The 26,326-nt window shown below is 52.0% G+C and carries 25 protein-coding genes and 1 pseudogene; 5 read left to right on the top strand and 21 right to left on the bottom strand.

Annotated features, from left to right (window positions below; translation table 11 throughout):
• Positions 1-226: 226 nt before the first annotated feature.
• From TREPR_RS04170 to TREPR_RS04160, 3 genes are all read right to left on the bottom strand, one after another.
• Complete coding sequence (locus TREPR_RS04170) at positions 227-1,417, bottom strand: MFS transporter (RefSeq protein WP_015707040.1); 1,191 nt, start codon at positions 1,415-1,417, stop codon at positions 227-229.
• Between the two features lie 23 nt (positions 1,418-1,440).
• Positions 1,441-3,930 carry a leucine--tRNA ligase gene (gene leuS, locus TREPR_RS04165; RefSeq protein ID WP_015707039.1) on the bottom strand — a complete coding sequence of 830 codons (2,490 nt, stop codon included), beginning with the start codon at positions 3,928-3,930 and terminating at the stop codon, positions 1,441-1,443.
• A 156-nt stretch (positions 3,931-4,086) separates the two neighbouring features.
• A complete protein-coding gene (locus TREPR_RS04160) occupies positions 4,087-5,097 on the bottom strand; it encodes a cadherin-like beta sandwich domain-containing protein (protein ID WP_041611007.1) in 1,011 nt (336 codons plus the stop codon).
• A 194-nt stretch (positions 5,098-5,291) separates the two neighbouring features.
• Here TREPR_RS04160 and TREPR_RS04155 point away from each other — a divergent pair, with 194 nt between their 5' ends.
• Positions 5,292-5,726 carry a Holliday junction resolvase-like protein gene (locus TREPR_RS04155; RefSeq protein ID WP_015707036.1) on the top strand — a complete coding sequence of 145 codons (435 nt, stop codon included), beginning with the start codon at positions 5,292-5,294 and terminating at the stop codon, positions 5,724-5,726.
• An 11-nt stretch (positions 5,727-5,737) separates the two neighbouring features.
• Here TREPR_RS04155 and TREPR_RS04150 read toward each other — a convergent pair whose 3' ends face one another.
• Positions 5,738-6,001, bottom strand: a complete 264-nt coding sequence (locus tag TREPR_RS04150; RefSeq protein WP_015707035.1) for a Txe/YoeB family addiction module toxin — start codon at positions 5,999-6,001, stop codon at positions 5,738-5,740.
• Positions 5,994-6,275 (bottom strand): type II toxin-antitoxin system RelB/DinJ family antitoxin, encoded by a 282-nt coding sequence (locus tag TREPR_RS04145; RefSeq protein WP_015707034.1) that lies wholly within the window; start codon positions 6,273-6,275, stop codon positions 5,994-5,996. The genes TREPR_RS04150 and TREPR_RS04145 overlap by 8 nt, the downstream gene beginning before the upstream one ends.
• Before the next feature lie 399 nt (positions 6,276-6,674).
• Between TREPR_RS04145 and TREPR_RS04140 the strand changes: the two genes are divergently transcribed.
• Complete coding sequence (locus TREPR_RS04140) at positions 6,675-7,130, top strand: Hsp20/alpha crystallin family protein (protein WP_015707033.1); 456 nt, start codon at positions 6,675-6,677, stop codon at positions 7,128-7,130.
• Between the two features lie 171 nt (positions 7,131-7,301).
• Here TREPR_RS04140 and TREPR_RS04135 read toward each other — a convergent pair whose 3' ends face one another.
• Together TREPR_RS04135 and TREPR_RS04130 are read right to left on the bottom strand one after the other, a co-directional pair.
• Positions 7,302-7,943: a lactate utilization protein gene (locus TREPR_RS04135; RefSeq protein ID WP_015707032.1), complete on the bottom strand. Its 642-nt coding sequence runs from the start codon at positions 7,941-7,943 to the stop codon at positions 7,302-7,304.
• Positions 7,944-7,953: 10 nt separating this feature from the next.
• Complete coding sequence (locus TREPR_RS04130) at positions 7,954-10,332, bottom strand: leucine-rich repeat protein (protein ID WP_015707031.1); 2,379 nt, start codon at positions 10,330-10,332, stop codon at positions 7,954-7,956.
• Between the two features lie 213 nt (positions 10,333-10,545).
• Between TREPR_RS04130 and TREPR_RS04125 the strand changes: the two genes are divergently transcribed.
• Positions 10,546-10,902: a CidA/LrgA family protein gene (locus tag TREPR_RS04125; RefSeq protein WP_015707030.1), complete on the top strand. Its 357-nt coding sequence runs from the start codon at positions 10,546-10,548 to the stop codon at positions 10,900-10,902.
• A 2-nt stretch (positions 10,903-10,904) separates the two neighbouring features.
• On the top strand, positions 10,905-11,582 hold the full coding sequence (locus TREPR_RS04120) for an LrgB family protein (protein ID WP_015707029.1): 678 nt from the start codon (positions 10,905-10,907) through the stop codon (positions 11,580-11,582).
• A gap of 37 nt (positions 11,583-11,619) precedes the next feature.
• Here the strand turns inward: TREPR_RS04120 and TREPR_RS04115 are convergent, their stop codons facing one another.
• From TREPR_RS04115 to aroA, 12 genes and pseudogenes are all read right to left on the bottom strand, one after another.
• Positions 11,620-13,065, bottom strand: coding sequence for a TrkH family potassium uptake protein (locus TREPR_RS04115; protein ID WP_015707028.1), 1,446 nt, complete (start codon positions 13,063-13,065; stop codon positions 11,620-11,622).
• Entirely contained in the window at positions 13,062-14,507 is a 1,446-nt protein-coding gene (locus tag TREPR_RS04110; RefSeq protein WP_015707027.1) for a Trk system potassium transport protein TrkA, read from the bottom strand. The genes TREPR_RS04115 and TREPR_RS04110 overlap by 4 nt, the downstream gene beginning before the upstream one ends.
• Before the next feature lie 92 nt (positions 14,508-14,599).
• The gene (locus tag TREPR_RS04105; protein ID WP_201765763.1) at positions 14,600-15,205 is read right to left on the bottom strand and encodes a 6-pyruvoyl trahydropterin synthase family protein; all 606 of its coding nucleotides are present in this window, start codon (positions 15,203-15,205) and stop codon (positions 14,600-14,602) included.
• Positions 15,206-15,521: 316 nt separating this feature from the next.
• Positions 15,522-15,737: a HepT-like ribonuclease domain-containing protein gene (locus tag TREPR_RS19240; RefSeq protein WP_201765777.1), complete on the bottom strand. Its 216-nt coding sequence runs from the start codon at positions 15,735-15,737 to the stop codon at positions 15,522-15,524.
• A gap of 6 nt (positions 15,738-15,743) precedes the next feature.
• A complete protein-coding gene (locus TREPR_RS18795; protein WP_015707024.1) occupies positions 15,744-15,965 on the bottom strand; it encodes a hypothetical protein in 222 nt (73 codons plus the stop codon).
• On the bottom strand, positions 15,952-16,242 hold the full coding sequence (locus TREPR_RS04095; RefSeq protein WP_041611431.1) for a nucleotidyltransferase family protein: 291 nt from the start codon (positions 16,240-16,242) through the stop codon (positions 15,952-15,954). The genes TREPR_RS18795 and TREPR_RS04095 overlap by 14 nt, the downstream gene beginning before the upstream one ends.
• A gap of 308 nt (positions 16,243-16,550) precedes the next feature.
• Complete coding sequence (locus TREPR_RS19235; protein WP_015707022.1) at positions 16,551-16,904, bottom strand: transposase; 354 nt, start codon at positions 16,902-16,904, stop codon at positions 16,551-16,553.
• 65 nt (positions 16,905-16,969) lie between these two features.
• Positions 16,970-17,317, bottom strand: coding sequence for a type II toxin-antitoxin system PemK/MazF family toxin (locus TREPR_RS04085; RefSeq protein ID WP_015707021.1), 348 nt, complete (start codon positions 17,315-17,317; stop codon positions 16,970-16,972).
• On the bottom strand, positions 17,304-17,552 hold the full coding sequence (locus TREPR_RS04080; protein ID WP_041611006.1) for a hypothetical protein: 249 nt from the start codon (positions 17,550-17,552) through the stop codon (positions 17,304-17,306). The genes TREPR_RS04085 and TREPR_RS04080 overlap by 14 nt, the downstream gene beginning before the upstream one ends.
• A gap of 462 nt (positions 17,553-18,014) precedes the next feature.
• On the bottom strand, positions 18,015-21,515 hold the full coding sequence (locus tag TREPR_RS04075; protein ID WP_169313403.1) for a beta strand repeat-containing protein: 3,501 nt from the start codon (positions 21,513-21,515) through the stop codon (positions 18,015-18,017).
• A gap of 476 nt (positions 21,516-21,991) precedes the next feature.
• Positions 21,992-22,409, bottom strand: a pseudogene (locus TREPR_RS04070) (aspartyl protease family protein).
• Positions 22,410-22,478: 69 nt separating this feature from the next.
• Complete coding sequence (aroA, locus tag TREPR_RS04065) at positions 22,479-23,849, bottom strand: 3-phosphoshikimate 1-carboxyvinyltransferase (RefSeq protein ID WP_015707019.1); 1,371 nt, start codon at positions 23,847-23,849, stop codon at positions 22,479-22,481.
• Positions 23,850-24,076: 227 nt separating this feature from the next.
• On the opposite strand from aroA, the gene infA reads away from it, so the two are divergent.
• Complete coding sequence (gene infA, locus TREPR_RS04060) at positions 24,077-24,301, top strand: translation initiation factor IF-1 (RefSeq protein ID WP_015707018.1); 225 nt, start codon at positions 24,077-24,079, stop codon at positions 24,299-24,301.
• 8 nt (positions 24,302-24,309) lie between these two features.
• On the opposite strand, the gene TREPR_RS04055 is transcribed toward infA, so the two are convergent.
• Positions 24,310-24,930, bottom strand: coding sequence for a Smr/MutS family protein (locus TREPR_RS04055; protein ID WP_015707017.1), 621 nt, complete (start codon positions 24,928-24,930; stop codon positions 24,310-24,312).
• 13 nt (positions 24,931-24,943) lie between these two features.
• Positions 24,944-26,320, bottom strand: a complete 1,377-nt coding sequence (locus tag TREPR_RS04050; RefSeq protein WP_245534784.1) for a hypothetical protein — start codon at positions 26,318-26,320, stop codon at positions 24,944-24,946.
• Positions 26,321-26,326: the final 6 nt, after the last annotated feature.

Genomic DNA, 26,326 nt, shown 5'->3' with positions numbered 1-26,326 from the left:
GGGGAACTGCGTTGCAAGTAGCGCGGGGAACTGCGTTGCAAGTAGCGCGGGGAACTTGCCGACTAAAGTCGGTGTTGCAAGTAGCGCGGGGAACTACGTTGCAAGTAGCGCGGGGAACTGCGTTGCACGTAGCGTATACTCAGTCCCAAAAAAATACTGGATTGTAGTCCTCTGATCTTTTCCTATTCACCTTTGTGTCCCTTCGTGGTGAAATTCTTCTTACTGCTTATTGTGGGTCAAGTTTATTTGCCAGTTTCCCCTGTTTTTCCAGCACCCCGATAAACGCAGTACTTCCCGCCAGCACGGCCAGGTAGATCACGAACAGAAAGGGGTAGAGCCCCATGCTGATCCGGGAGATGATCAAACCGGTGAGCATGGGAGTACAGGAAGCGCCGATGTAGGACAGGGCGAACTGCCAGCCCATGATGGCCTGGGAAACGGCAGGGCCGAAACGCCGGGGGGTTTCGTGGAGCATGGAGGGGAAAACCGGCGCATAACCGAAGCCGATGAGCAGAAAGGCAAGGAGCAAAAAGACCGGCGGCAGGGGCAGGGCAAGAAAGATTACCCCCAGGGCAATAAAGAGGCAGCCCAGGTAGATCAGTTTTATATTATTGAGGAAGGCGCTCACAAATCCTGATAAAAACCGGCCTATGGTGAGGCTCAGAAAGTACAGGGACAGCCATTGGGCTGCGGTATTGGGGTTTATCCCCCGGCGCATAACCAGATACGTGGGCCCCCAAACGCCGATGATCCCCTCCATGGACACGTAGGAAAAGAAACCCAGAAGCGCGGCCTTAACTCCAGGTATACGGAAAATGTTTTTTTGCCCCGGCGCCCCCGGGCCTTCCGTTGTTGCCTGATGTTTTGCTTCAAAGGGCTTCCAGAGGAAAAGGGTGGCGCTCAATACCAGGGCTATTCCCATCAGGACGAAGGAAACCGTCCGGTACCCGTGACGCCACTGTTCCCCCTCAGAAATGAACCAGGACATGATCACCGGGCTCAAGCCCGCCCCTATGCCCCAGAAGCAGTGGAGCCAGTTCATGTGCCGGGCTTTGTAATTGAGGGCCACAAAATTGTTCAGCCCCGTGTCTATGGCCCCGGCACCCAATCCCAGGGGCAGGGCAAAAACGACAAACCAGTAAAAAGACGGCATGAGGCTGAACCCCAAAAGCCCAATGGCGGTCAAGGCTACGGACAGCGCCGTTACCCGGCCGGTCCCGAAACGGCGTATCACCCGGCTGCTGAGCAGGCTGGATATAACGGTCCCCCCGGTGACCGCAGCGGAAACCATCCCCGCAAAGTAGAGGGGGACCGCGAAATCCCGGTGCATCACCGGCCATGCGGACCCCAGAAGCGAATCGGGCAGGCCCAGGCTGATGAAGGCGAGATAGATAATGCACAGTAACAATGTTGCCAATTATGTAACCAATCCTGAGGGTATTATTTCACCACGATATTAACAAGCTTATCCTGCACAGCGATTACCTTTACTACGGTCTGCCCGTCCAGCCACTTGAGCACCCCCGGCAGGGCCAGAGCGATCTTTTCAAGCTCTTCCTTTGACGTCCCCGCTGCCGCAGTAAACTTGTCCCGGATCTTGCCGTTGACCTGGGCCACCACGGTTACTTCGTTATCCGCGGTGAGCTTTTCTTCCCAGACCGGCCAGGCCGCCTTGGATACGGAACCGCTGTGGCCCAATTTCTCCCAAAGCTCCTCACCCAGGTGGGGGGCGTAGGCGCTGACCATCAGTACCAGGGGTTCCCAGAGGCTCCGGGGGAGCTCGGCAAGTTTGGCCAGCTCGTTGGAATAGACCATCATCTGGCTGATTGCGGTGTTGAAGTCCAGGGACCCAGTATCCCTGCTCACCTTCTTGATAGTCTTGTGTTGTAAGCGTACCAGTTCTTCGGCCTGCTCCGCGCCCAGGGCTTCTGTGGGGGATTTTTCAGTAAGCGGCTTTTCGGCAATGGCCCAGAGCCGTTCCAGAAACCGGGACACCCCAACGAGCCCTGCGGTGAGCCAGGGCTTGGTAACCTCCAGGGGGCCCATGAACATCTCGTAGACCCGCATGGAATCGGCGCCAAAGCTCTTTACAATATCGTCGGGGTTGATCACGTTGCCCCGGCTCTTGCTCATCTTCAGGTTATCTTCCCCAAGGATCATCCCCTGGTTAACCAGGCGCTGGAAGGGCTCCTTGGTATTGACCAGGCCCAGGTCGTAGAGGACCTTGTGCCAGAAGCGGCTGTAGAGAAGGTGCAGCACCGCATGTTCAACACCGCCCACATAGAGGTCCACCGGCGCCCAGTAGTCGATCTTGTCCTTTGCGGCAAAGGCAGTATCGTTGTCAGGGTCCAGATAGCGCAGGTAATACCAACAGGAACCCGCCCATTGGGGCATGGTGTTGGTCTCCCGCTTGGCCGGACCGCCGCAGACGGGACAGGTGGTGTTCACCCAATCGGTGATCCCCGCCAGGGGGGATTCCCCGGTGCCCGTGGGAGTATAGGACTGGACATCGGGCAGCCGCAGGGGCAGTTCAGTTTCAGGCAAGGGTACTATACCGCAATGCTCGCAGTGGACTAACGGAATCGGCTCCCCCCAGTAACGCTGGCGGCTGAAAATCCAGTCCCGCAGCTTGTAGTTCACGGTCTTTTTTCCAAAGCCCTGGGCTTCAACCCAGGCAGTTACTTTTTCTTTCGCCTCTGTTGTGGGAAGCCCGGTAAAGTCCCCAGAGTTTACCGACCACCCATCAGCAACCGTACACGTGGAAATACCTTCGGTATTTCCATCGGAGAATCCTGCGGATTCTCCACCAGGCGGAACTGGGGAAACAACCTGAATAATGGGCAAGTTAAAGGCTTTGGCAAAGTCCCAGTCCCGTTCATCGTGGGCAGGGACCGCCATGATGGCCCCGGTTCCGTAGGAGATGAGCACGTAATCGGCGATCCAGATGGGTATCTTGGCGCCGTTCACCGGATTGACGGCATAGGCCCCGGAGAAAACCCCGGTCTTTTCCTTTGCCAAGTCAGTCCGTTCCAGATCGCTCTTCTTAGCCGCCGCATCCAGGTAGGCGCCTACTGCGGCCTTCTGATCCGGCGTAGTGATCTTCTCCACCAGGGAATGTTCCGGGGAAAGGACCATGTAGGTCGCCCCAAACAGGGTGTCCGGCCTGGTGGTATAAATTTCCAGGGCTTCGCTATGCCCATCGATCTTAAAGATGACATTCGCCCCTTCCGATCGGCCTATCCAGTTCCGCTGCATCAGCTTTACCGGCTCAGGCCAGTCCAGGCCGTCCAGATCATCCAGGAGCCGCTCGGCGTAAGCGGTGATCTTCAGTATCCACTGGCGGATCCGCTTCCGGGACACCTTGGTCCCGCAGCGATCGCAGCAGCCGTCCTTCACCTCTTCGTTGGCCAGCCCGGTCTTGCAGGAGGGGCACCAGTTGATGGGACTTTCCGCCTCGTAGGCCAGTCCCTTTTCAAAGAGCTTGAGGAAGATCCACTGGGTCCAGCGGTAGTACTTTTCATTGGAGGTGTCCACTTCCCGGTCCCAGTCGTAGGAAAAGCCCAGGGACTTAATCTGGGTGCGGAAGTGATTGATATTCGCCGCAGTGGTCACCGAGGGGTGGGTCCCGGTCTTGATGGCGTAGTTCTCCGCAGGCAGCCCAAAGGCGTCAAAGCCCATGGGGTGGAGCACATTGTAGCCGTTCATGCGCAGGTAACGGCAGTAGATATCCGTGGCGGTATAGCCTTCGGGATGCCCCACATGGAGCCCCTGGGCCGATGGGTAGGGGAACATATCCAGCACATACCGGCGCTTATCCTTGGGGAAAGACGGATCTTCAACGGCCTTAAAGGTCTGATGATCCGCCCAATACTTCTGCCATTTGGGTTCGATTGTCTCAAAGGGGTATTTGACCCCGGCTTTTTTTGCCATGATTCTCAGGCTCCTTGTCGTATGAGGGTATCATATACGGCGGGAGGGGTCTTTTTCAAGGGTTAAAGGCCACGGTGGATGTACCGAAAAAAACAGCGGTTCCAAAATGATGATTTGGAACCGCTGCCTCAATTCAGCAAACAAAGAAGGAACTACTTAATACTTAACGAAAGAACCGGACCTGCCGTCGTATAACGATACCTTCAGGATACCCCCTGAAATGATAGCGGAACCGATCGTATCGCCGCTTTCTTCTAATTCTGCAGTGCCTTCATCTGTCATGGTATAGGTACCGGACCTGCCACTCATACTCCAACCATCAGATGTAAACGTAAATGTAACAATCGCTATTCCTAAATAACCATGCCAAGTCCCTACAATAAAATTAGTGGAAGTACCGCCATGGTCACCACTGGAACCTGTTATTTTAGTATATGTACCGGGGACAATACCTGAGGTTCCTGCATTTGACAATGTCAGCACATCACCGGAAACGGACCATGTGACCGTTCCTCGTGTATAACCGGAAGATTTTACTGTTATGGTATTATTGGTAGCCACCGTATAAGTCGTTGATATATCAATACCAGCTATCAGTATCTTTCCATTCGATGTAAATTCATAAAACGGAGTACCGTATAAGGCCCATTGCCCAACAAGTGCGATTGCTCCGCCACTGCCACCTTGGTTGTCGTTACCGTCCTGGTTTTCATTACTGTTTTGGTTTTCATTACTGTTTTGGTTTTCATTGCTGTCTTGGTTTTCATTGCTGTCTTGGTTATTGTTAACGTCCCAGTTAACAGTAATCGTATAGACCTGCGTAGTTCCATTTTCCGCAGTGACCACAATAGTGATGGTGGATATATTTCCATCTGGTTTATTGATAGGGTTTGGAAGATTAACACTAAAGCTTGATTTAGTGTTGCTCGGTATGGGATTTATCTGAATGGCATTTGTACCAATAGGAACGTTTAATGTGTAAGATAGGTTACCCTTGGCAAATGCACTCGTAAAAGGAAGGGCCACCTCCCCTGTTCCGGTTACCGAAATCGCACTAAGGGCTGCGTTAAAATCTTTTACCGTTTCGCCTGATTCCTCGCACCCCGCCATAGCCAAAATCATGACTACAGCCCCAAGGACAGCGGAAAGCCTGAACCTTTTTTTCATAATTACCTCTATAATTTCTGTTAAAAAGCATATGGATGTAACTTTCATTTGTAGAATAAACAGAACCTAACCTTATAAAAATGTAAATAATACAAATGTCAAGAGTTTGTTCTGTCTACCAAAGCCCCCCCCAAGCCCCCTCCCTTCCAGAATTTGTAGGCATACCGCCCTTTGTTCAGTATACTTAAGCAACCATGAAAACCCTGAGCCCCCAAACCATCCTCCTCCTCTGCGTGTTTGCCCTTTTTTGCCTGCTCTTCCTCCTCATTGGCCGGCGCATGGGGCTCAGCCAGGGGCGGCGGCAGGAACGGGCGGACTGGGAGTCGGGCAAACTTGCGGGGATAGTCAAGGCTCGGCTCAAGGCGTCCCGGGCGGTGCTGGGGGGGCTGGTCTCGGAACAGATAGCGCCCATGCTGCCGGATTTCCCCTTCGACCCCGGGGATTGCCGCTTTGTGGGGAAGCCTGTGGACTTCATTGTGTTCCGGGGGATGAATGAAAAGAACATTACCGAAGTTATCTTTCTGGAAGTGAAAAGCGGGACCGGGAAAAACCTGAACGAGCAGGAAAGGCGGCTCCGGGACGCGGTTCAGGCGGGCCGGGTCAGGTGGGCGGAATTCGACATTGAGTGAGGGAAACAAGCTTAGTCGTCATAGTAAAAGCGGCATTGGGCTATTTCGATTGAGCCATCTACGATACGGTATACTAGGCGATTGGCATCATCAATCCTGCGGCTCCAAAAACCGGGTTTGTATTTTAGCGGTTCCGGCTTGCCGATGCCCTCATTTTCGTTTCTTTCGATATCCTTGAGGAGCTGGTTAATTCGTTTTATAGTCTTTCGGTCCTGGTTTTGCCAGTCTTGGTATTCTTCCCATGCGGCGGCCTGAAAAATTACTCTTTTACTCACCCTCCATGGCCTCCAACTCTTCCCAGGTTTTTTCGATCAGCCCCCGCCCCGCTTCTAGGTCTTCGATGGATTTTGCAAGGATCCCCTGATTTTTGGCGCCGTAGAAGGGGTCGTCATTGCCGGTAATCTCGAAGGGGATGCGCTTTTCCCGCAACACTGCCCGGGCAAACATATTGACCGCCACAGTGGCGTTCATCCCTGCATCGGCGCAAAAAAAATCAAAACGCCGTTTAATATCTTCGTCCATACGAATACTAAGCACTGCCTGGCTCATAACTAGCTCCTGTCATATAATATACCTATATTGTAATGCTATAGGCATGAAAAGTCAAGATTCCCCAGATCCCGGTTTTTCTTTTCTTTCGACTGTTTCTTTTTGACCTAGCTAAAATGCCAATATAACCCATATGGGTAATAATGACACATTCATAAAATACGATGGTTCCCAGAATATCCCTCTTGGCAAAAATTGAGTTTTTGCATATTTAGCTTTCACTCTTAATTCCTTGTGCTGTATGAAAATATAAAAATTGCTAAAATATTTGTTTTTTATTGAACGATTTGGCACGGGCCTTGCTTATATATAAATGTAAAAGCAAAACAAGCTTTTATAATTAGGAGTTTTGCGAAACGTTGTTTCGCTTCGATTTAACCGTACGAGAGGAGTAAAAAAATGAAAGCTGTTACCATGTATCGCCCTGTTACCATTGAAAAGGCCCTGAACGACTTTGATCGCTATATGGAATCCTTCTTTGGGGAATCCCCCCTGACCCCGGCCTATACCAGGGAACTGGCGGTGGATATCCGGGAAAATGCCGATGCCTACCTGCTGGAAGCGGAACTTCCAGGCTATGATGAGAAAAATATCGAAGTCCAGGTGGACGGCGGCGTGCTGACCATTGCAAGCAAAACAGAAGAGAAAAAAGAGCGGGATGTTTCCCCCGCCAAAGAAGACGAACATTTTATAATCCGGGAACGCCGGAGCGCTTCCTTCAGCCGCTCCTTCAAGCTGCCGGAAAACGCCGACCTGGAAGCCATCAGCGCCAATTTCAAAAACGGGGTCCTCAGCCTGGACATTAAGAAACGGGCAGAGACCAAAAAGCGGCTCATCCAAATCGGAGGGAAGTAATCCCAAACCTGCCGGGAGGGGCAGGGAGGGGCTCGAGGGCTAACATGTTGAGTCCGCCTCCGTCAGCCCGCTACGCGGTCTGCTACGGCGGGGAATTCCATAGACGCCCCCGAGCCCCTCCCTGCCCCTCCCGGCGCCTTGGTTTACAATTACTGGGGGCTTTGGTCTATGTTATAACCCCAGGTCTTGGCCAATGAGGATTACCTTGATCCGGCCCGGGGGATTGCAGAGCCTGGTGGCTACAATGTGGGTACAGATTGAATCCGGACTAGTGCAGTTGGCACAGCTCCCTGTTTCGTTACAGGGAGTTTTTTTTGCGGAAAAACGCTGGGTGTTCCGGGGGGCGGCAACAGTTCTGGCGCGGGTGTAGGCGTCTTCCAGGGTTTTAGTTACTTTGTTCATACCCGCCACTACTATCACCTGTTTGGGGCCGAAGATCAGGGCCCCTACCCGGTTGCCCAGGCCATCGATGTTCACCAGTTGGCCGTCTTCGCTGATGGCATTGGCACTGCAAAGGAAGGTGTCCGAAAGCAGGGCCTGGCGCATGGTATCATTCCGCTGCTCCGGAGGCACGGCGTCCCGGTCTATGACAGGGTAGCCCTTTTCTTTCGCAAGCCTGGTCAGGCCCAGGCTTGTCACGGTCATGGAGCCGCCCCAGGCAATGGTACTGCCCGCTTCTATAAGGGAGAACACCTTCTCTACCGCTTCATCAGGGGTCGCCACATACCATGCTTCAAAGCGCCGGTTTTGCAGAGCCTTAACCAGCTTGGGGCCCCGTTTTGAATTTTGGATATCCACAGGTGAATTGTCCATAACAAACTCCTTACAAAATATCTACACGCTTCCATTTGTCTGCTGTGTAGGTGTATACACCGGCTTCCAGGGATTGCCAAATATATTCCAGGCGAAACTCTTTAGTATATTTTCCAAACACATTTCCGGATTCTTCTGAAGGTAACATAGTATTAACACTTCGTAAAGTGATCACCCTCAGGGGAGCTCCGGAGAAAAGCCAACGGCCTATACCGCTATCTTTCAGCGTCCCGGGAAGATCAACTTCGGTCAGAGCGGCGCAGCCGTAGAAGGCATAGTCTCCCAGGCTTGTTACCCCTTCGGGGATGATAAGCTTATTGGAGTCGCTGCCCAGGGTGTAATCCGCCTCAAAGGTGGAATATTTTATTTCGGTAATACCGCTCTTACCGTTACTATCCAGTTCAAAAGTAACGGTTTTCAAACTAGTGTTAGAGGCAAAGGCTCCGCTTCCTATGTTTTTAATTGTGGCAGGAATAGTAAGGGTGACAATTTGGTTGCGTCGGAAGGCATCGTCGCCTATATCTTCAAGGCTCGAATTGAAGTTAAGAGCGATTAAATCATTCAAATAAAACGCCCCGCTGCCGATTTTCTTTACCTTCACGGGAACTGTCAGCTCGGTTAATTTGTTTGAGTAAAAAGCACCGCCTCCGATTTTCGTAAGTCTGCTATTGCTGCCCCAGCTTACCGAGTTGATATTGTTTTTAGCAAAGGCCATGTTGCCGATCTCTTCCACCGTGTCAGGGATAGTGATACTCTCCAATAGATTGTTCTGAAATACCCCTATCGAGGGGGGAATAGCGGCGCCAACCCCGGAAAAGGCAGCCGAGGAATCCCCGATTTTCACAACACTGGGCGGAATGGTCACCGATGACAGCCTATTGTTCCTGAAAGCCCCGTCGCCCAGGGTTTTTACCCCCCTTAGCCCGGCAGGAGAGACCGGGGCAGTTTTTATATCCAGGGCCGTCAATGAATTGCCCGCAAAGGCGTTGGCCCCTATACCCGGAAAACTATATACCTGGGCAGAATCGCTGCTGTCTACTATCTCGTGATCCGCCACCCAGTCAGGGATACTGAGCTTTGTCAACCCGAGAGCAGTACCGCTGACGGCACTGATCGAGAATGCCCCTTCTCCAATGACGGTGGAAGGAAGGCCCGCAGCGTGGGTGCCAAAGTTCAGGGTGGTTCCCGCAATATTGTTTCCCGCAAAGGCTTCCTTCCCTATACCGGGAAAAAAGGTATACTCCTGTTTGTTAAGGACCAGGGTAATACCCCGGACCCCCGGTGAAGGAAGGCCGGTATCCCCCTTCATGATAACCCTGTCCTGGATATTGTTGCCCCCGGCGCCCCCGGCAAATTCAATCTTCGGAATAGCATTGCCCGCAAAGGCACGCTCCCCTATGGTTTTCAGGCTGGCCGGCAGGATCAGTTCCTTGGTAAGGCCGCATTCGGCAAAGGCTTCGTCCCCGATGCTTATAAGCCTGCTGGTATTGAAGCGCAGGGTTGCTATGTTTTTTTTCTGACGGAACGCCCCTGATCCTATGGCAAATACCGGAAGTCCGATAATTTCATCAGGAATTGTAATAGTAGAAACAGTACCTGCTCCAAATCCGCTTATCATGAAGCCCGGTTCACCATCAATGGTCAAGGGGCTGATGGTGAACCCGCCCTCAGGCGGATTGCTTACGGACCCGCCGGTTTCGCCGGGCAATACCCGCAGACACCGGTACTTTACCAAGGAACCGTACTCTGTAAATAACATGGAGTCCCTGTTGGTAGCCGCATCCTTGCCAATCTCAAAAACCATGATCCTCTGATTAGGAACAAGCTCCTTTCCGGCATAGATATCCTTCCCTGTGGTAACATAATATTCCGAGGGGGCAGCGTTTTTATCGGCCACGGGCATAGTACCTTTACTGTCAACCGAGTACTTTTCCCCATTAAATATGAAAAACATGGCTGAGCTGACGGAAACGCCGTTTTTTTGCACCACCTTCCATATCCCCGCCAATTTTCCCGGATCGTCATTCGGCTTCCAGGCGGCGTACAGAGTCATATCGCCGCTTACGGTCACCATAGGAGCCGGGGACTTTTCCAGGGCATCCTTTGTAAATACCGCATCCCCTGTTGATGAATAGGCCCATCCATCAAACACATATCCTGACTTCCCGAACCCCTCCTTGGGGGACTCCACATACACCCGCTGCCCTCTGGCCAGGTAACTCAGAGATGGGGGAACCGAACCGTCAGTATTGCCGTTCCCACTATAGCTCAGGGTAAACCCTCCCCGCTGAAAGCTATTAATTGGTTCTTCACACCGGATAAAGAGGCCGAGTGAACCGATTAAACCGAAAAATAATACTAGGGTATTATTTTTTCCTCTCCTAAGCATAAAAACATCCTCATTATCACGAAATAATATTTTGTTCTAAAAGAAACTTCTTTGTCTTAAATTATAGTACAGCTCCGTATTGTCAACAAGTTTTTAGGAAAAAACCTGAGAAGGCTTTAACATCCAGGGGGTTTTATTATATAGTAAGGTTATGCGAAACTTCGTTTCGTTTCGATTATACCGTGCGGCAGCCGCCGCACTGAAGGTAAGGTTATGCGTATATTACGACAATTGGGAATTATCCTTGGCTTTGGGTTTTTGGGGGAAATTATCTCCTTTTACCTCCCCATGGGACTGCCCGCCAGTGTTCTGGGCCTGGCATTGATGTTGAGCGCCCTGGGGTTCAGGCTGCTCAAGCCGGAACAACTAGGGGAGACCGCTGATTTTATCAGCACTAATATGGCTTTTTTCTTTCTACCTGCAGCAGTAACCGTACTGGAAAACTACGGGGTCATAAAACCGATACTGTTACAGCTGCTTCTGATTGCCATCATTAGTACTGTGACGACCTTCTTCATCACCTATTTTACCGTACGGGTTTCCCGTATGCTATTGGGTAAGAGGGTTTAATCATGGAAAATCTGGTTTCTCTTCCGATTTTTGGGATTATCTTAACTATTCTTTGCTATTTTATCGGGTTCAGCGTCCGGAAGCTTATCAACTCACCCCTGACTAACCCCATGCTGGTGGCCAACGTCCTGGTGGTGCTCATTATCTGCGTGACCCCCCTGACCCTGGAACAGTACATGAAGGGCGGGAGCATAATCACCATGTTCATAGTCCCGGCTACCACGATACTATCTTTACGCATCTATCGGCAGCGGAAGCTGCTGAAGGAGAACCTGATCCCCATACTCCTGGGCTGCCTGGCAGGATCCTTAAGCTCCCTGGGGGTCATTGCCCTGCTCTGTCGGCTCTTTTCCATTGACAAAACGGTCACCATCTCCTTGCTGCCCAAATCGGTTACCACCGCCATAGCCATGGAGCTTTCGGTGAAACACCAGGGCCTTGGAGGGCTTACAGTATCGGCGGTGATCATCACCGGTATATTTGCCGCCGCCTTTAATCCCTTTTTTGCCAGGTCCCTGAAATTGAAGGATCCGGTGGCCGCAGGAGTCGCCATGGGGGCTTCCGGTCACGCCATCGGAACCGCAGCAGCCCTGGAAATGGGGGAAGTTCAGGGCGCCATGTCGGGCATTGCTATAGGAATTATGGGGATTATCACCAGTCTTCTCTTCATTTTTATATAGGGTAGCCTTAAAAACTAATCAGGAAGGGCCCTCTCCCTCATCTCCGCCAGTATTCCGGAGTGAACAGTATCAGTACGGTCCAAAGTTCCAGCCGGCCGGCGATCATGGCGAAGGAGTAGAGCCACTTGAGCTGGTCCGGAAAGGCGCCGAAGTTATGACCCGGGCCGATGGCGCCGAATCCTACGCCGATGTTGCTGATTACCGAAAGGGCGGTGCTGAAGGAGGAGAAGATATCTACCCCCGAGGCGGCGGTGATCAGGGCGACGATTGTTACCACTGCGGCATAGAGGAAAACAAAGGCCGATACGCCGTAGACCACGTCTTTGCGACCCACTTTTTTATTTAGTTGGATGCTGAATACCCCCTGGGGGAAGAGGATACGCCGCAGTTCATTGCCGGTTTGTTTCCAGAGAACCACATGGCGTATCACCTTGATGCCCCCGGCGGTGGAGGAGGAACAGCCCCCCACGAACATGAGGGCAAAGAGAATGGCCTGGGCAAAGGCGGGCCAGACTGAATAGTCGGCTATCACCGCGCCGGTGGTGGAGAGGATCGAGGCAGCATGGAAAGCGCCGAAACGCCAGGAGGCGGAAAGCGAACCGTAGACCGGAATCAGGGTGAAGGTGATAGCTGCGGCAGAGATAAGAAAGATACCCAGGTAGACCCGAGCTTCAGTATTGGTGATGATGTCCTTAAATTTGCCCCGGGCCAGCCTGAAGTACAGGTTAAAGTTGAGCCCTGCCAAAAGCATAAATACCATAGTGACATGGTCAATAAAGGCGGAATTGTACCAGGACAGGCCTGAATTTTTCGTGCTGATACCCCCGGAAGCCATGGTAGTAAAACTGTGGCAGAAGGCATCCAGCCATTCCATACCCCCTATACGGAACAGGATCACCAATACTGCGGTGAGAATGCAGTAGGTAAACCACATAACCTTTGCAGTGGCGGTTATCTTGGGGGTGATCCGCTCTTTTTCCGGCCCCGAAACTTCTGCCTTGATAAGCTGGAACCCGCCGACCCCCAGGAGGGGCATTAGGGCCACGGTGAGTAATACTATCCCCATGCCTCCTACCCAGTGGCTGATTGATCGCCAGAGCAGCAGTGATTTTGGCAGAGCCTCTACGTCAGTAATAGTAGTAGCCCCGGTGGTGGCAAAACCGCAGGCGCTTTCAAAAAAAGCGTTGGTAAAGCTGAATTCCCGGGCGGAAAGGTAAAAGGGCATGGCTCCCAGAAGGCTCATCCCTACCCAGGTCAGGAACACCAGAAGGAACCCGTCCCGCGCCCTGAACCGGAGGGGATTTTTTCGGTAGGAAAAAAAGGCCGGCAGCGCCGCTGCAATAATTATACCCGCCGGCAGGCCCAGGGCCCAAATCATCCGCTGTTCCCCCAGGATTAGCGCCAGGGCCAGGGGGATCAACATGATCAAAGCACCCACTCCCAGGAGTATCACCAGGATTCGCAGCAGTGTTAGTGTTCTCACGACCGATCCTGAAAGGAGCCGAAGAACCGTTCTATTTCCGCTTCACTCCCGTTTTTGGCGATCAGGATGATACGGTCGCCGCTTTTGAAAATATAATCCCCCCGGGGGATAAAAGAACGGTCACCCCGGTTGACCAGCATCACCAGGCCGCCCCCGGGAAGATCCAGCTCGGCGATACCCTTGTCCGCAGCAGGGGTGTCCGGGCCCAGTTCCAGTTCAACCACATTAATACTGCCGTCCCCAAGCCGGTGGACCCTGGTGATCCCTTCCCCCATAAGGTGGGACAGGATGGAGTCCACCACCACGGACTTCATGGGGATCACCACATCCACCCCAAGCTGCCGGGCAATGGCAGCGTAGCCGGACCCGGTGACCATGGCAATAGCCCGGTGGACCCCCCGGGATTTCAGGTATATCGCAGCAATCATGTTGAGCTCCTGGTCCTCTGTGGCGGTAACTATCAGGTCCAGGTCGTCGATACGCTCTTCGCTGACAAAGCTTTCATCGGAGATATCTTCATTCAGGACCAGCGCTTCCGGATAGCGGGCAGACAGGTCTTTGCAGAGATTGTAATCCTTTTCAATGATGGTCACCCGTCGGCCGGACCGCGAGATAAAGGGCTTGAGGCGGGAGAAGATAGATTTGGCGTGTCGGTTCTCTCCCGGCTTATCCATGCCCAGCAGTCCTTCTGCAATAAGGGCGCCCACCCGGCTGCCCCCGACTATGCCGATCTTCCGCAGCACCCGCTCGGAACGGCCCGCCAGCTTAAAGATGCGGTCCAGGTCCTGCTCCTTGGCAAGGATGTGCAGACGGTCCCCGGGCGCCAACACCGTGGAGCCCCGGGGTAACAAGGTTTCCTCCCGGCGTTCCACCAGGGTCACCAGGCTGTCTTCCTTCACCAGGGTGCGGAAGTCCTTCATGACCAGGCCGTCAAATTTGCTCCCTTCGTTGATATCCACCGCCCCAAGCTCGTAAGGGGTATCCGCAAAAACCAGGATATCCCCCATGGCGCCATGTTCGATGGAGCTGATCGCCGAACGGGCGGCCTCCACGTCGGGATGCACAAAGTAATCTATCCCCAGGATGGCCCGGTTCTCCAGGAACCGGTTTTCCCCGGCGTTGAGCTTGATGTAGTCGTCATTCCGCACCCGGGCTATCTTGAGCAGTTCCGGGTACCGGGACGCCGCCAGGCCGCAGGTGATCATGTTCACCTCGTCAGAATCGGTAACGCAGACCAGGGCGTCTGCCTTGGCAATTCCCGCTTCTTCCAGCGCAGAAATACTGTTTCCCCCGTCATGGATGACCAGGCAGTCCAGCCGGTTGGAAGCGTGCCGGGCCCGCTCCTCATTCGCCTCAATGAGGGAAACATCGTGTTTTTCATGGATAAGGTGCCGGGCAAGCAGGGTTCCTACCATGCCCCCACCGACGATAACGATTCGCATGTATGGTCCTTTACATTATCATAGAATACAAGAATTTTATGACAATGTAAAGGACAGGTACCCGGCGCCCCGGATGATCGGCGCCCGGCGCTTTACACGCTAAATGAAGCGGCATTGTCCCCGGACGTAAATGTCAGTTTTTTGATATTGAGGGTATCTTTCAATAAAGTGTAGAAAACTTCGATCAAGTTCTCTACGGTTGCAACCTTCTTCACAACCACCAGGCGGCATTCCGGATAGGCTTTTGCAAGATCCGTATCAAAGGCCCTGCCGGTGCTGGTATTCCATGGGGATCCGCCCTTGATTCCCTGGGCCTCATAGACCTTGAGAAGTTCAGGAAGAATCGGGTCTTCTTTTTGTAAAATAATCGCATGGTCAAAATTTACTAAATATTCCCAGGCATGATTTTTGATACTATTGCACGCCACAACAAAACCGTTTGAAGTGTTTACCTCCCCTTCCACTTCCAGGGTCAATGTTCCGGTATGCCCATGAAGATACTGGGCCTCACCAATGTATCCCAAAAACCGATGCGCATACTGGATGTTGAGTTTGGTAATTGAAGTCAACACTCTTTTTTCCCCGCCCAGCGCTTTTTCTTTGAACGCCGAAGAAGGAACATGGCATACCGGACATTGAGCCGGAGCGCTTTCCCCTGTGTAAACATACCCGCATTTTGAACAAACCCATTGTTTCATTTTTATAACTCCCATGGCGCTTAAAGTCCGCCGACTTTTATTACTCTATTCAGAATAGATACCGATAGTAACAGTATAGTATGAATATTTCACCTGTCAAGAATTAATGAAAAAACCCGCCGCAAGCAGCGGGGTATGTACCCCTCGGACGGAATCAAAGGACCGCATGGGTATATTCAGGGTTATAACGGCATTGCCATAGTTGATTCAGCCCATCAAGTCATTGTTTCGGCGGAGGCCTTTGGAAGCAGCAGTGAAAGCGAACATTTCCCGGCAATATCGACAGTCTGGTTATACGAAGTACCCCTGTACTTTTTCAAACTAATTTTTCAAAATCTATATTTTTATAATATTTGCTTTCTTTACTTATTTTTAATTCTTCAATATCAAATATTTTATTCTCAATATTTTTATTTATTATATTTTCAAATTGTGGTTTTAATAATTTCAAGTCTTTTGTTATAATTTCAAATACTATTACTAAGTCAATTCCAACGTAGTCATGTATAATTCTATTCCGAAAGTCTTTAATTTGCTGCTATTCTATATTGGGAAATTCTTGTTTTAATGTATTGCTTATTTTTGAAACATTTTCACCGATATTTGCCAATAATGTCAATGAAGCATTTAAATTTAACTGTTCATTGAGTTCAAATAATTCCTCGGCATCTTTTACCGTTTCTGTATATTTCCATATTTTTCCAATGTATTCCAGAATATTTAAAAGATACAATAAATCATTTTTTTCATTGGGTAACATATTTCATGTCCTTCTGCGCCCGGTACAAAACGATTGGATTTGCGTATTTTTTTATCATAATGTCAACTTCTTTTTCAGTAATTTTTTCCAGATCTTTTTTTAAATTGATTAAATTATTGATATTGTAATTTTCTAAATCAATGTAAAAATCTATATCATTGGCTTTTTCACCACGAGCAAAAGAGCCAAAAATGCCAATTTTTTCTAAATTGTATTTTTTAAGTATGTTTTCGTCTTTTAAAGCCTTTTCTAAGGCAGTTATAGTCTGTATATTCATGTTAGTTATTATACGATATTTTAAAGTATTTTGCAAGCCTTTTTTGTTTAAATTTTCGACCAATTTAGGGGGTATTTCGTCTAGCGAAGTTCAAGCGAATTTTATCTATGGGATACTGTCGACCTATATTATGATTAAATCGACAGTCTGGTTGAGGTTGCTGAAAAAGTCATTTTTAGTCCGGTATATTCCTTCCAATATATTCTTAATAATACTATTACTACTAATATTTCATTGAATATACTGGTTTTGTCGAAATAATTCTGAATTCCCTTCCTATAACAACTATTTCTTCCTTAATATCGCCCCTATACCGCATGTTTCACCTTCGCCGCCATAAAACATTTCCCTATGTTATGCATGATACAGTATAATAACCGTTGTATATCGTTTTTTGCCTTTGACCGCATGGTGAATCGACTAATGCCTTTGCAATACGTGATATTTGCAAATACCGGCTCTATTATTTGCATCCGGCGGCTGTATATTTTCTTGTACTTTGGATTATCTATTTTGGCACGCATCTTTTCAGCCAGGTTTTCAGCATAATCTGAGACCGGTATATATAATGTCCGGTAATTTTTCTTTTTGCTTTTTGAGCTGATACATTTTTCAAAATAAGAACAGCCTCGGCAATCCAATATCTTACTTTCATATTTCATCCCATGATTCCGGTTTAAGACTACATGCCGTTTGAATAATAGTTTCTTCCCATTTGTGCCGTTCTTTATATTAACTTTATTCCAAGTACAAATAGTATACTATTTTCTATTTCTCTCATTACTTCTTTATTGATTTTTGATATTTTTTCTATAAGACGTTCTTTATCAATAACACCTATTTGCGATAATAGTATTACAGAATTTTTCTTTAATTTTGAATCGTCTTTTTTAAGAATTATATTCCCAGGAACATCAGCCAATAATAAATTTGTTGATAATGGTATGACAACAGTTGTATTGATTTTACTGGCGTTAAAAAGATCATTTTGTATTATTATAACAGGCCGTCTGTATCCAGGTTCGTTGCCATAGGGAATACCATAATCAATCCACCATATTTCACCACGTATCATTTTTGGTTAAATCCCTTTGAGCTTCAAGTGTTGCATTTAAATATGGTTCGAATTCTTTTTGATCAATTTTGTCATAAACTTCATTGATTTTTTCCGTTATCATTTTTCCATTATGCCTGACAACAAATTCTTCCAAAGCCATCGCAAATAATTTGCTTCGAGGAACACCCATGTATGAAGCCGTTTCTTCGGCCCGTTTATATAACACATCCGGAAGAGATATTGCTGTTTTCATATTTATAGTATAACAGAGGTATAACCTTTTGCCAATATTATTTTTATATTTTGATAAGAAATTTCAAAAATTCTTAAATGTATGAATTTTCATACAGTGTTTAGGCCCAATTGCACATAACGAAGTTTAAACGAATTTCATCTATTTCCCTATACCCGCTGTGTAAACGATACCTTGTTTTTCTGTGCATAAAAACCTCCGGCAAGATAAGGCTTTTATATAGATTTTGCTTTACTAGTGAAAAATATTTTTTTGTATTAGTACGATGATTGAAAAAAAGCCCGGGGTTACCGGGCTTTTTATTACTTTGTTTTGCACAGAAAAAGTGTTTACTGCGCTACATGTAGTGTCCCTCGTGGGAAGGACACTGGGCTAGACTGGTGACAGTCACCATTTTGTTTTCCCGTTTCCAAACCCAGCCCCCGGAGGGGGTGGGTTTGGGGTTCTCTTGGTGTCTGCCTGTTACTCTATCGATCCCGGGCTGCCACCGTGTATCGTGGTCTCCACATTACCTACTGTGGATTCATCGCCCTTGATAAAGGCCAATAGACTTTCGGGAGTGCCCCACTTTGCTATACCGGCAGTATTCTTAAACAAGGCTTTGCCGTTGGTGGCACTGTTGTCGGCGGTAATGGTTCCCCCGCTCATATAGAACTTGGAAGTAGCGGCGTTGTAAACATACACGCCGCCGCCATTGTTGGGGGCCCCGGTGGTTTTGTTGGTTTTGATGACGCCGCCTTCCATGGAGAAGGTGCTGCTGCCGCCGACATACACGCCGCCGCCGTTGGTGCCGGCTTCGTTGTCGCTGATAGTGCCGCTGAGCATCTTAAACTCGCCGCCGTCAACATTCACGCCGCCGCCTGTTTTGACGCCGTTTGTGGCGTGGTTGTGGCTAATTACGCTGTTACCGGACAGATTAAACTTGCCCTTGTTGTCAATAAACACGCCGCCGCCGCGGGCGGCTGTGTTGTAGCTGATTTCGCCGCCGGTCATATTAAAGGTGGTGACGTTGGGGTTGTCGGTGTTGCCGTTAACATACACGCCGCCGCCGTTGGCGGCGGTAGTGCTCTCGTTGTAGCTGATTTCGCCGCCTTCCATGTTAAATGTACCGCCGCTGGCAACAAGCACGCCACCACCACTGGCGCTGGTGGTGTTGCCGGTTATTTTTGATCCGGCTTTCATGGTAAATACAGCCCCATTGACATTAGCGTTTACAAGGCTTCCAGTATTATCGCTTTTGCCCTGGAGGGTAACATAGGTGTCCAGCGTAAGGCTGCTGGTTCCGTCAATACGGAACATCCTGCCGTTACTGACAAGTGTAATCGTCCGTTCCTCGCCCACGCCTTGCAGGGTAATGGTTTTGTTGACGATGTTGAACTCGCCACTCCCGATCCCGGCAAAGTCGCTTTCATCGCTGTACAGGTAGATGGTGGTGTTGGTCGTAGCGGCGCTTACACGGGCGGCTAGGCCCAAGGCGCCGGGGGTTGCGCTTGACTTAGCCGAGGAAACGGCGCTGGTGAAGGTGGTGGTCGCCGAGGCAAGGGTTTCTTCTGCCGTGGTGGTCTCTGCTGCTGTCTTGGCGGCGCTGGTATGGACGGCCTGGGCGGTCTCAATAGCGCTTTGATAGGCTGTGCGTGGGTCGGTTACGGTCAGACGTTTTAAGCCTTTCGGGATGTCGGAGGCGCTTCCGGTGGTAAACACGGCCCCGGCGGCATACTCTGTACCTTCCACAAAGGCGGTGTCAACCAGACCGGCGGTGTTCTTTGTCGTGGTCGCCTCAGTAATGGCGGCTTGTAGCAGCGCTTTGGCGGCTACCACGGCATTGAAGACAGTTGTTGCATTGTTGAGGGTAGTTGTCGCCCCAGTCACCAGTTCCAGGGTTGCTCCGGCGTTGTTCTGGACCGACAGTGCGGCAGCAATCGCCGCTTGATAGATGTCGTTTGTCATAGTGAGGGACAACACCTGGGCGTCGGTAATCTTCCCACTCAGGATGGCTTTGGCGTCCGCCACCTTTTTCGCAGCGACTTCCGCTTCGGAGAGCCATTTGGCGTACACGGTGGTGTTGCTGTTCACGGCGGCGAAGGTGTACAGGGTGTCAGAGTCCTTTGCGGTGTACCAGTTGTCAAAAACATAGCCTGGTTTGGCTGGGTCCGTCGGGCGTACTATGGTCTCTCCTGCGCTTACCGTCTTGGCGTCAATCACGGTCTCGTCAACGTCACGAAAGGTAAGGGTTGCGGTCCATCGGGCATACAGGGTGATGTTGCCTGTTACGGCGGCAGTAAAGGTGTACTTGGTGGTTAATCCTGCTGTGGTGTACCAGTCGTCAAAGGTGACGCCGTCTTTGGTTGGGTCCGCCGGGCGCTCTACAGTCCCGCCTGTGCTTACCGTTTTAGCGGCAACCACGGGTCCGTCTGCACCAGTATTGAAGGTAACGGTGTGGGTAACGATGGAGACATCGGCCTTGGCTCCGTCCTTCTTCGCATCGTTAAAGGTGTCTTTGGCGGCATTCAGGGTCGTGACTGCGCTGTCTACTACCGCCTGGGTTGCCGAATTATTTGCGGCTACCCCATCGGCAGTAGCAATAGCGGTGGTAAAGGTGTCCAGTGCCCCTTGGGTCACCCACTTGGTCCCGGGGGCGACAGTGGCGGCGTCGGTGGCAACCACCACACCAACCTTGGCGGCATTCGCCGTGGTAATGGCGGTATTGAGGGCGGTTTTATTTATTGTTACCCCGCCGGTCTTGGTTCCGTCCTTCTTCGCATTGTTAAAGGTGGTGACTGCGGTGTTCAGGGCAGTAACGGCGCTGCTCACTTGAGCCTGGGTCGCCCCGTTGTTGGCGGACACGGTTTCGGCATTGGTAATCGCCGTGGCAAGGGCATCCCAGGCCCCTTGGGTCACCCACTTGGTCCCGGTGGCCACATTCGCCGCGGCGGTATCAACCACCACACCGGACTTGGCGCTATTCGCCGTGGTAATAGCCGTGGTGAGGGCGGGCTTATCTACGGATACTTCGTTGGCCTTGGTCCCGTCCTTCTTCGCGGCATTAAAGGTGTCTTTGGCGCTGTTCAGGGTAGTAACGGCGCTGTCTACTTCCGCCTGGGTTGCCCTGTTTTTGAAGGATACCCCTTCGGCGGCACTTATTGCGGCGTTAAACGTACTCAGTGCCCCTTGGGTCACCCACTTGGTCCCGGTGGCCACATTGGCGGCGGCGCTATCAACCACCACACCGGTTTTGGCGGCGCTTGCCCCAGCAATAGCGGTATTGAGTGCAGCCTTGTTGGCGTTTACGATATCGGTCCCGGTTCCGGTCTTCTTTGCCGTTTTAAAGGTGGCAATTGCGGCATTCAGGGCCGTTACCGCGTCGGTAATCTGGTCTGCGCTTGCTTCGCTGTCGGTGGCTACCCCTTCGGCAGTGGCAATGGCGGTGTTAAAGGCGGCCAAAACCTCCTGGGTTACCCACTCGGTCCCGATGGCCACATTGGCGGCATCGGTATCAACCACCACATCAACCTTGGCGGTGTTCGCCGCAGCAATGGCGGTATTGAAGGCGGCCTTGTCGGTGGTTGTGCTGCTTAGGGTGATGGTGTATTCCTCTGTCTTACTGCCCACCGTCACGGTGATGGTCTGGTCCCCGGTTTCGTCGGGGTTGTACCCGGAAATAATTATGGTGATACCCCCTGCGGTATAGGTGAGGTCCCCTGCCTCATCAAGGACACCAACGGTTCCCTCAGGAAGGGTTACGGAGCTGGCTAGTCCATTGGAATAGGTCAGGGTTACAGTCAGCCCGCCTACATTCAGGTCGGCGCCCGCAGCATAGGTTTCCGGCGCTCCCTCTATGGTAATAGATACCAGGAATGGCACTTTGGTACCGCCATCTCCGTTCTCGCACCCTGCCAGGGCTAATGCCCCGAGCAGCGCGAACAACGCCACAAGACGAATACTTACCAGTAATGTCTTTTTCATACAAAAATCCTCGCTTTTTTGCAGGTGAATACCCGCAGTATACAAATTGAACGAACCCAACGGATTCGGAATCTCCTTTTTGGTGCCGGTGTTGAGCCTCTGGAAAAAAAGAAAGCCCGTGCCTCCATGCATGAGGGTACGGGCTTTTGCCAGGGGTGAGAAAAGAACTGCCCGAAAATGGGCTGGTTTATATATCCTAGTAAATCTATCGGAAATGGGGGGGGGGGGGGGGTAGTGTTAGTTATTTTAGTTACTATAAAAGCAACAGGTGCCAGGCACCGTTCTGGAATCCACATATATTGCAATGTATCGTGTTTTTGAAAGAAAACCCCTATCTTTTGTCCAGACTTTGAGGGACTTTTCTAAACTTTTAGCTAGTATTAAGGGTATATTTCTAGACTTTTTTCCAGTTAATGCAGATCATTGGTAAGAGCCAGGGCTTGATCGCCCTGGACGCCGACCAGTTTCCGTTTCGTTTAGTAGATCATCCCCACAGGTTCGTCACCGTGGACGCCGACCAGTTGCAGCCGTTTCGGGTCCACCATAAGGTCCATGTTTTCTAAAGGGATAGCGCCAAGGAGCACTTCCGGCGCCTCGGGAAGTACCCAGGGTTCACAGGCCATGGAACGGTTCTTCCATAGCACCTCTACGGCTTCGGCTATCTTGCAGACCACCTTTTTCCCCATTTGCCAGGGTAGACTCGCGCACATGCTTCGTCCGCAGACCCAGCTCTTTCTGCATCGCTTCGCTGATTACCAGGGTCGCCGCGCCAGTATCAACGATGCACCGGACCGTCACCTGCCGGACTTCCGCTTCCTTGATATAGCCGCGCCCAACATTAATTACATCACCCACGTTTTTCAGAGTGATTTCTTCAAATACTGTACCCACCATTCTGCCTCGCTCTCCATAAAATTTAGTATACCATACCGGGGGGACCACAGGCCAAAAAAAAGGTGACAGTCACCATACCGCGCCCAGCAGTTCCAGGAAGCCCGGATAGGTCACGGCGGCGCTTTCAGCGGCTTCGATTTCTACCGGCCCTGCTGCGCCCAGGGCTCCGGCGGCCAGGGCCATCACGATGCGGTGGTCGCCTCGGCTGTCCACCCTCCCCCCCTTGAGGCCGCCGCCTTTGCCGTGGATGACCATGCCGTCGGGGCGTTCGGTGATGGATACTCCCAGTTTGCCCAGTTCTTCCGCCATTACGGCGATGCGGTCCGTCTCTTTTATCCGGGCGTGGGCTACGTTTACCAGGGCTGTGTCCCCTTCGGCGTAGGCGGCGGTCACTGCCAGCATGGGCAGGATGTCCGGGGTGGCGTTCAAGTCGAACTCGGCGCCCTTCAGGGGGCGTGTTCGGGATACTTTCAGGGACCATTCCTGGACGGCGCCGGGTGGGGCTTCCAGTTTTTTCCATTCAATATCACAGCCCATGCGGGCGATCATGTCAAAGAAGGCTTTGTCCCCCTGGGTTTCTTCCGGATCAAGCCCCAGGATGGTGAGGGGAAAGCCGGTAATGGCGGCGACGCCACCAGGGAAGGCGGCGGAGGAAAAATCCCCCGGGGTCGGGCCGTTCATGGGTTTGTAGGAAGCGCCCCCGGGTATCCGGAAACGGGAAAAGTCTGCCGGGGCTTCCCAGCCGGCGCCCTGGGCTTTGAGGTAGGAGAGGGTCATTTCAATGTAAGGTATTTCGTTAATCAGGGGCACATCAATGTCCGTGATAAGCCCCGCCGGGGCCAGGGGGGCAGCCAGGAGCAGGGCTGAAAGGTACTGGCTGGTGGGGCAGGAAATGCTGACCCGCCCCCCCTTCCAGGGGCCCTGTACGGTAATGGGCACACAGCCATTGGCGGATTCTACCCCTACGCCCAGGCCGGAAAGGGCATCCAGCAAAGGGCCGGCGCTGCGCCGGGCTATCTGCTCGTCCCCGGTAAAGCGTACCGGGACATTTCCCAGGGACGCCGCCGTCAGGGCGAGGAATAGGGTGGTGCCCGAATTGCCCACATCCAGATCCGTTGCCGGGGCCTTGAAGCTGCCGTTTTTCCCGGAAAGGCCTATGCCCCGAACGATCCAGGCGACGAGCTTTTTCCCATCAGAGCCTAGGGGGTTGGGGCAGGCGGGATCTAGGGCATAACGCTCCTCGATTTCCGCGCCCAGGGCACGGCAGACCTTCATGCAGGACCTTGCATCCAGGGAGTCCAGGGGGTAGCGAATTTCCGAAACCCCTTCCCCCAGCCAGGCCAGGAGCAGCCGCCTGATGGTGTGGGATTTGGAAGCCGGAATACGGACAGGGCCCAGAGGGGCGCCGGCGCTAAGCCGGGGGTATATGGTGGCGCGCATGGTATTACTATAGTATAAAATCCCCGGAATATGAAAGTCGTAGGCCGAACGGAGGAAAATTTATACTGCCTATAATATGCGGTGTAAAGGGTTTGCCATCCTATCAAAAAGCAGGATCCCGCAAAATACCCAGGATTTGCCATCTTAATACGCTTAATTGACTTTTCCGCCAAACTACTATACCATACATGGAAAGTATACATTTTTAGAAATGCCAAGGAGTACACGTGGCGAAAGAAGAAGCGATAGAGGTCGAAGGGGTAGTCAGGGAAGCCCTTCCCAATACCATGTTCAGGGTGGAGCTTGATAACCAGAACGGACACCTTATACTGGCCCATCTTTCAGGCAAGATGCGTAAACACTATATCAGGATTGTCCCCGGCGACCGGGTGAAGTGCGCCCTTTCCCCCTACGATCTGAGCCGGGGCCGTATTATCTACCGCGAGCGGTAAAACCTAAATCACCCCTCATCCTTTAATATCACCCAGGTAGAACCGGTCCCCCCATCGACAGCCGGGCTGTAGCCGCTTTCCCCGGCATAGTGGCAGCGTTCTATAAAATCCCTGACCGAGCGTTTCAACACCGCTTCCCCGTCAGTGTGGTTCCCCTTTCCATGGATTATGAGCAGTTTCTCAAAGCCTTGCTGCTGGCTGACGCGGAAAAAACTTTCCAGGGCAAGCCAAGCTTCATCCCGGGTAAGGCCGTGAAGGTCGATAGTGGCGTCCGGTTTTTTGGCGAGCAGCCGGCGGCGGCGTTCTCCCGGGGGCTGGGCATTTTCCGCATCTTCCGCATCCTTGTCGCTTATGCCGTTTACCCGCAGCCAGGCCGTAAGGGGATCAACCCTTTGCGCGGGGAACTCTCCGGCTAAAGCCGGCGTTGCAAGTGGCGCGGGGAACTCTCCGGCTAAAGCCGGCGTTGCACGTTGCGCGGGAAACTTCGTTGCACGTTGTTCGCTCTGCTGATCAGCCCCGGAAACATCGGGGTTTTCGGGGTTTCTTTGCAAGGCTTTCTTCAGGGCCTTCTTTCCCGCGGGCTTGCCGGTTTGCCGGTCCCATTCATCGAGGATCTCTCCAAAATCCATGGCTTAGTCCCCATTAATAAAAAATTATATTATCCTGATGTACCCATCCGGCGTCCCCGCCGGGACTTTCCGCATAGGCCCACAAGTTGGCGGCAGGGGAAGGCTGAAGCTTTCCCACAGTACGGACCTTTACAGGCTGCCCCTCCCGCCAGCGGGCGCTGACCGCGCCATTGGTATCCGGCACCCGGTAGGCTTCACAGGCATGGAGCACCGCGCTTTGCAGGGCGCCGTTCCGGCTTATCCCCCCAATTTTTCCCAGGTCCATGATGCCCCAGCCAAGTATGGCCAGCAGAGTCAGAAGTACAATTCTAAAACCCCATAAAGAAAGGGAGGTTACTTTATTTCTTTTTCTGTTCCGGTAAAAAAAACGCCAAATAACCAGGATTAAAAGGAAAAAACTGATCACCACCAGGCCAAGGGAAAAGCCCAGGGGCTGCCATTTTTCATCCTCCGTTTCCGTAAGCCCCAGAGCTGTTTCCGCAGCCCTGCGGAGTACCACCAATGCGGGGCCTGCCAGGAGATCCCGCTCCCCCCGGCGGAGTTCTCCCAGGGCGCCTGAGTATTCCCCCCGGAGCCACTGAGTACGGGCTTTGTCCAGGGTTTCCCCATAGGCTTTCCTGAACAGGGGGAACACCTTAAGGGGTGTTTCCGGGAAGGCCAGATTAGCCGGGGCCGGGCCCGATGCCAAGGGAGCCGGTTCTTCAGTTCCCGACCGGTCTACAGGGGCAGGCCCCGGGGCAGCAGCAGCCCCCGGCGGGTTCAGGCGTATGGAGATGGCCGGGGCTTCCAGGCTGAGGGTATTAAAACGCAGGGAAAAAGGGTCCAGGGAAACCCTGGTTCCCTCCAGGGGGGTCAGCCGGAGCCGCAGTACCAGGCCCTGATCCAAGTCGGCCTTGCTTAAGGGCAGCTCCTCCAGCAGGGCATCCGCCGGGGCGGTTTCCTGGAAAGCCGGGTGGGCCAGGGTTTTATCCGGGTCCCAGTCAATGATCCGGAGGGTCAGCTCCACACTTTCCCCTATTTTAATAGAAGGAGGATAGCTTTCCCAACTAAGTCGGGGGTGGTATTCCTCCCGCCCCCCTTCCTGGGTTACCACATAGGTCCGCAGAGCCCTGGTAAAGACCCTTTTCCCGGGAATGGAAACCTCAAAGGCCCCCAGGGATATGGTTCCTGTCCGCTGGGGGACAAAGAGGAATTCCACCAGGGTCCAGCGGGTCCCCTCTTCAGGGGTGGTGCGGATCAGCCGGGTTTCCTTGCGGACCTGGGCAAAGGTAATGGAGGATGGCAAATCCGGAGGGCTGACATTGACCTCATCAGGGTTGGGGTGATCCACCAGGATGGATACCCGCCAGGAACCGTCCAGCAGGGGCCGCTCCGGGGATGTTTCCACCACAACTGC

It is taken from the genome of Treponema primitia ZAS-2 (assembly GCF_000214375.1).
Taxonomy (GTDB): Bacteria; Spirochaetota; Spirochaetia; order Treponematales; family Breznakiellaceae; genus Termitinema; species Termitinema primitia.
The sequence above is the reverse complement of the archived record's forward strand: the minus strand, read 5'-3'. Positions and strand labels throughout refer to the sequence as shown.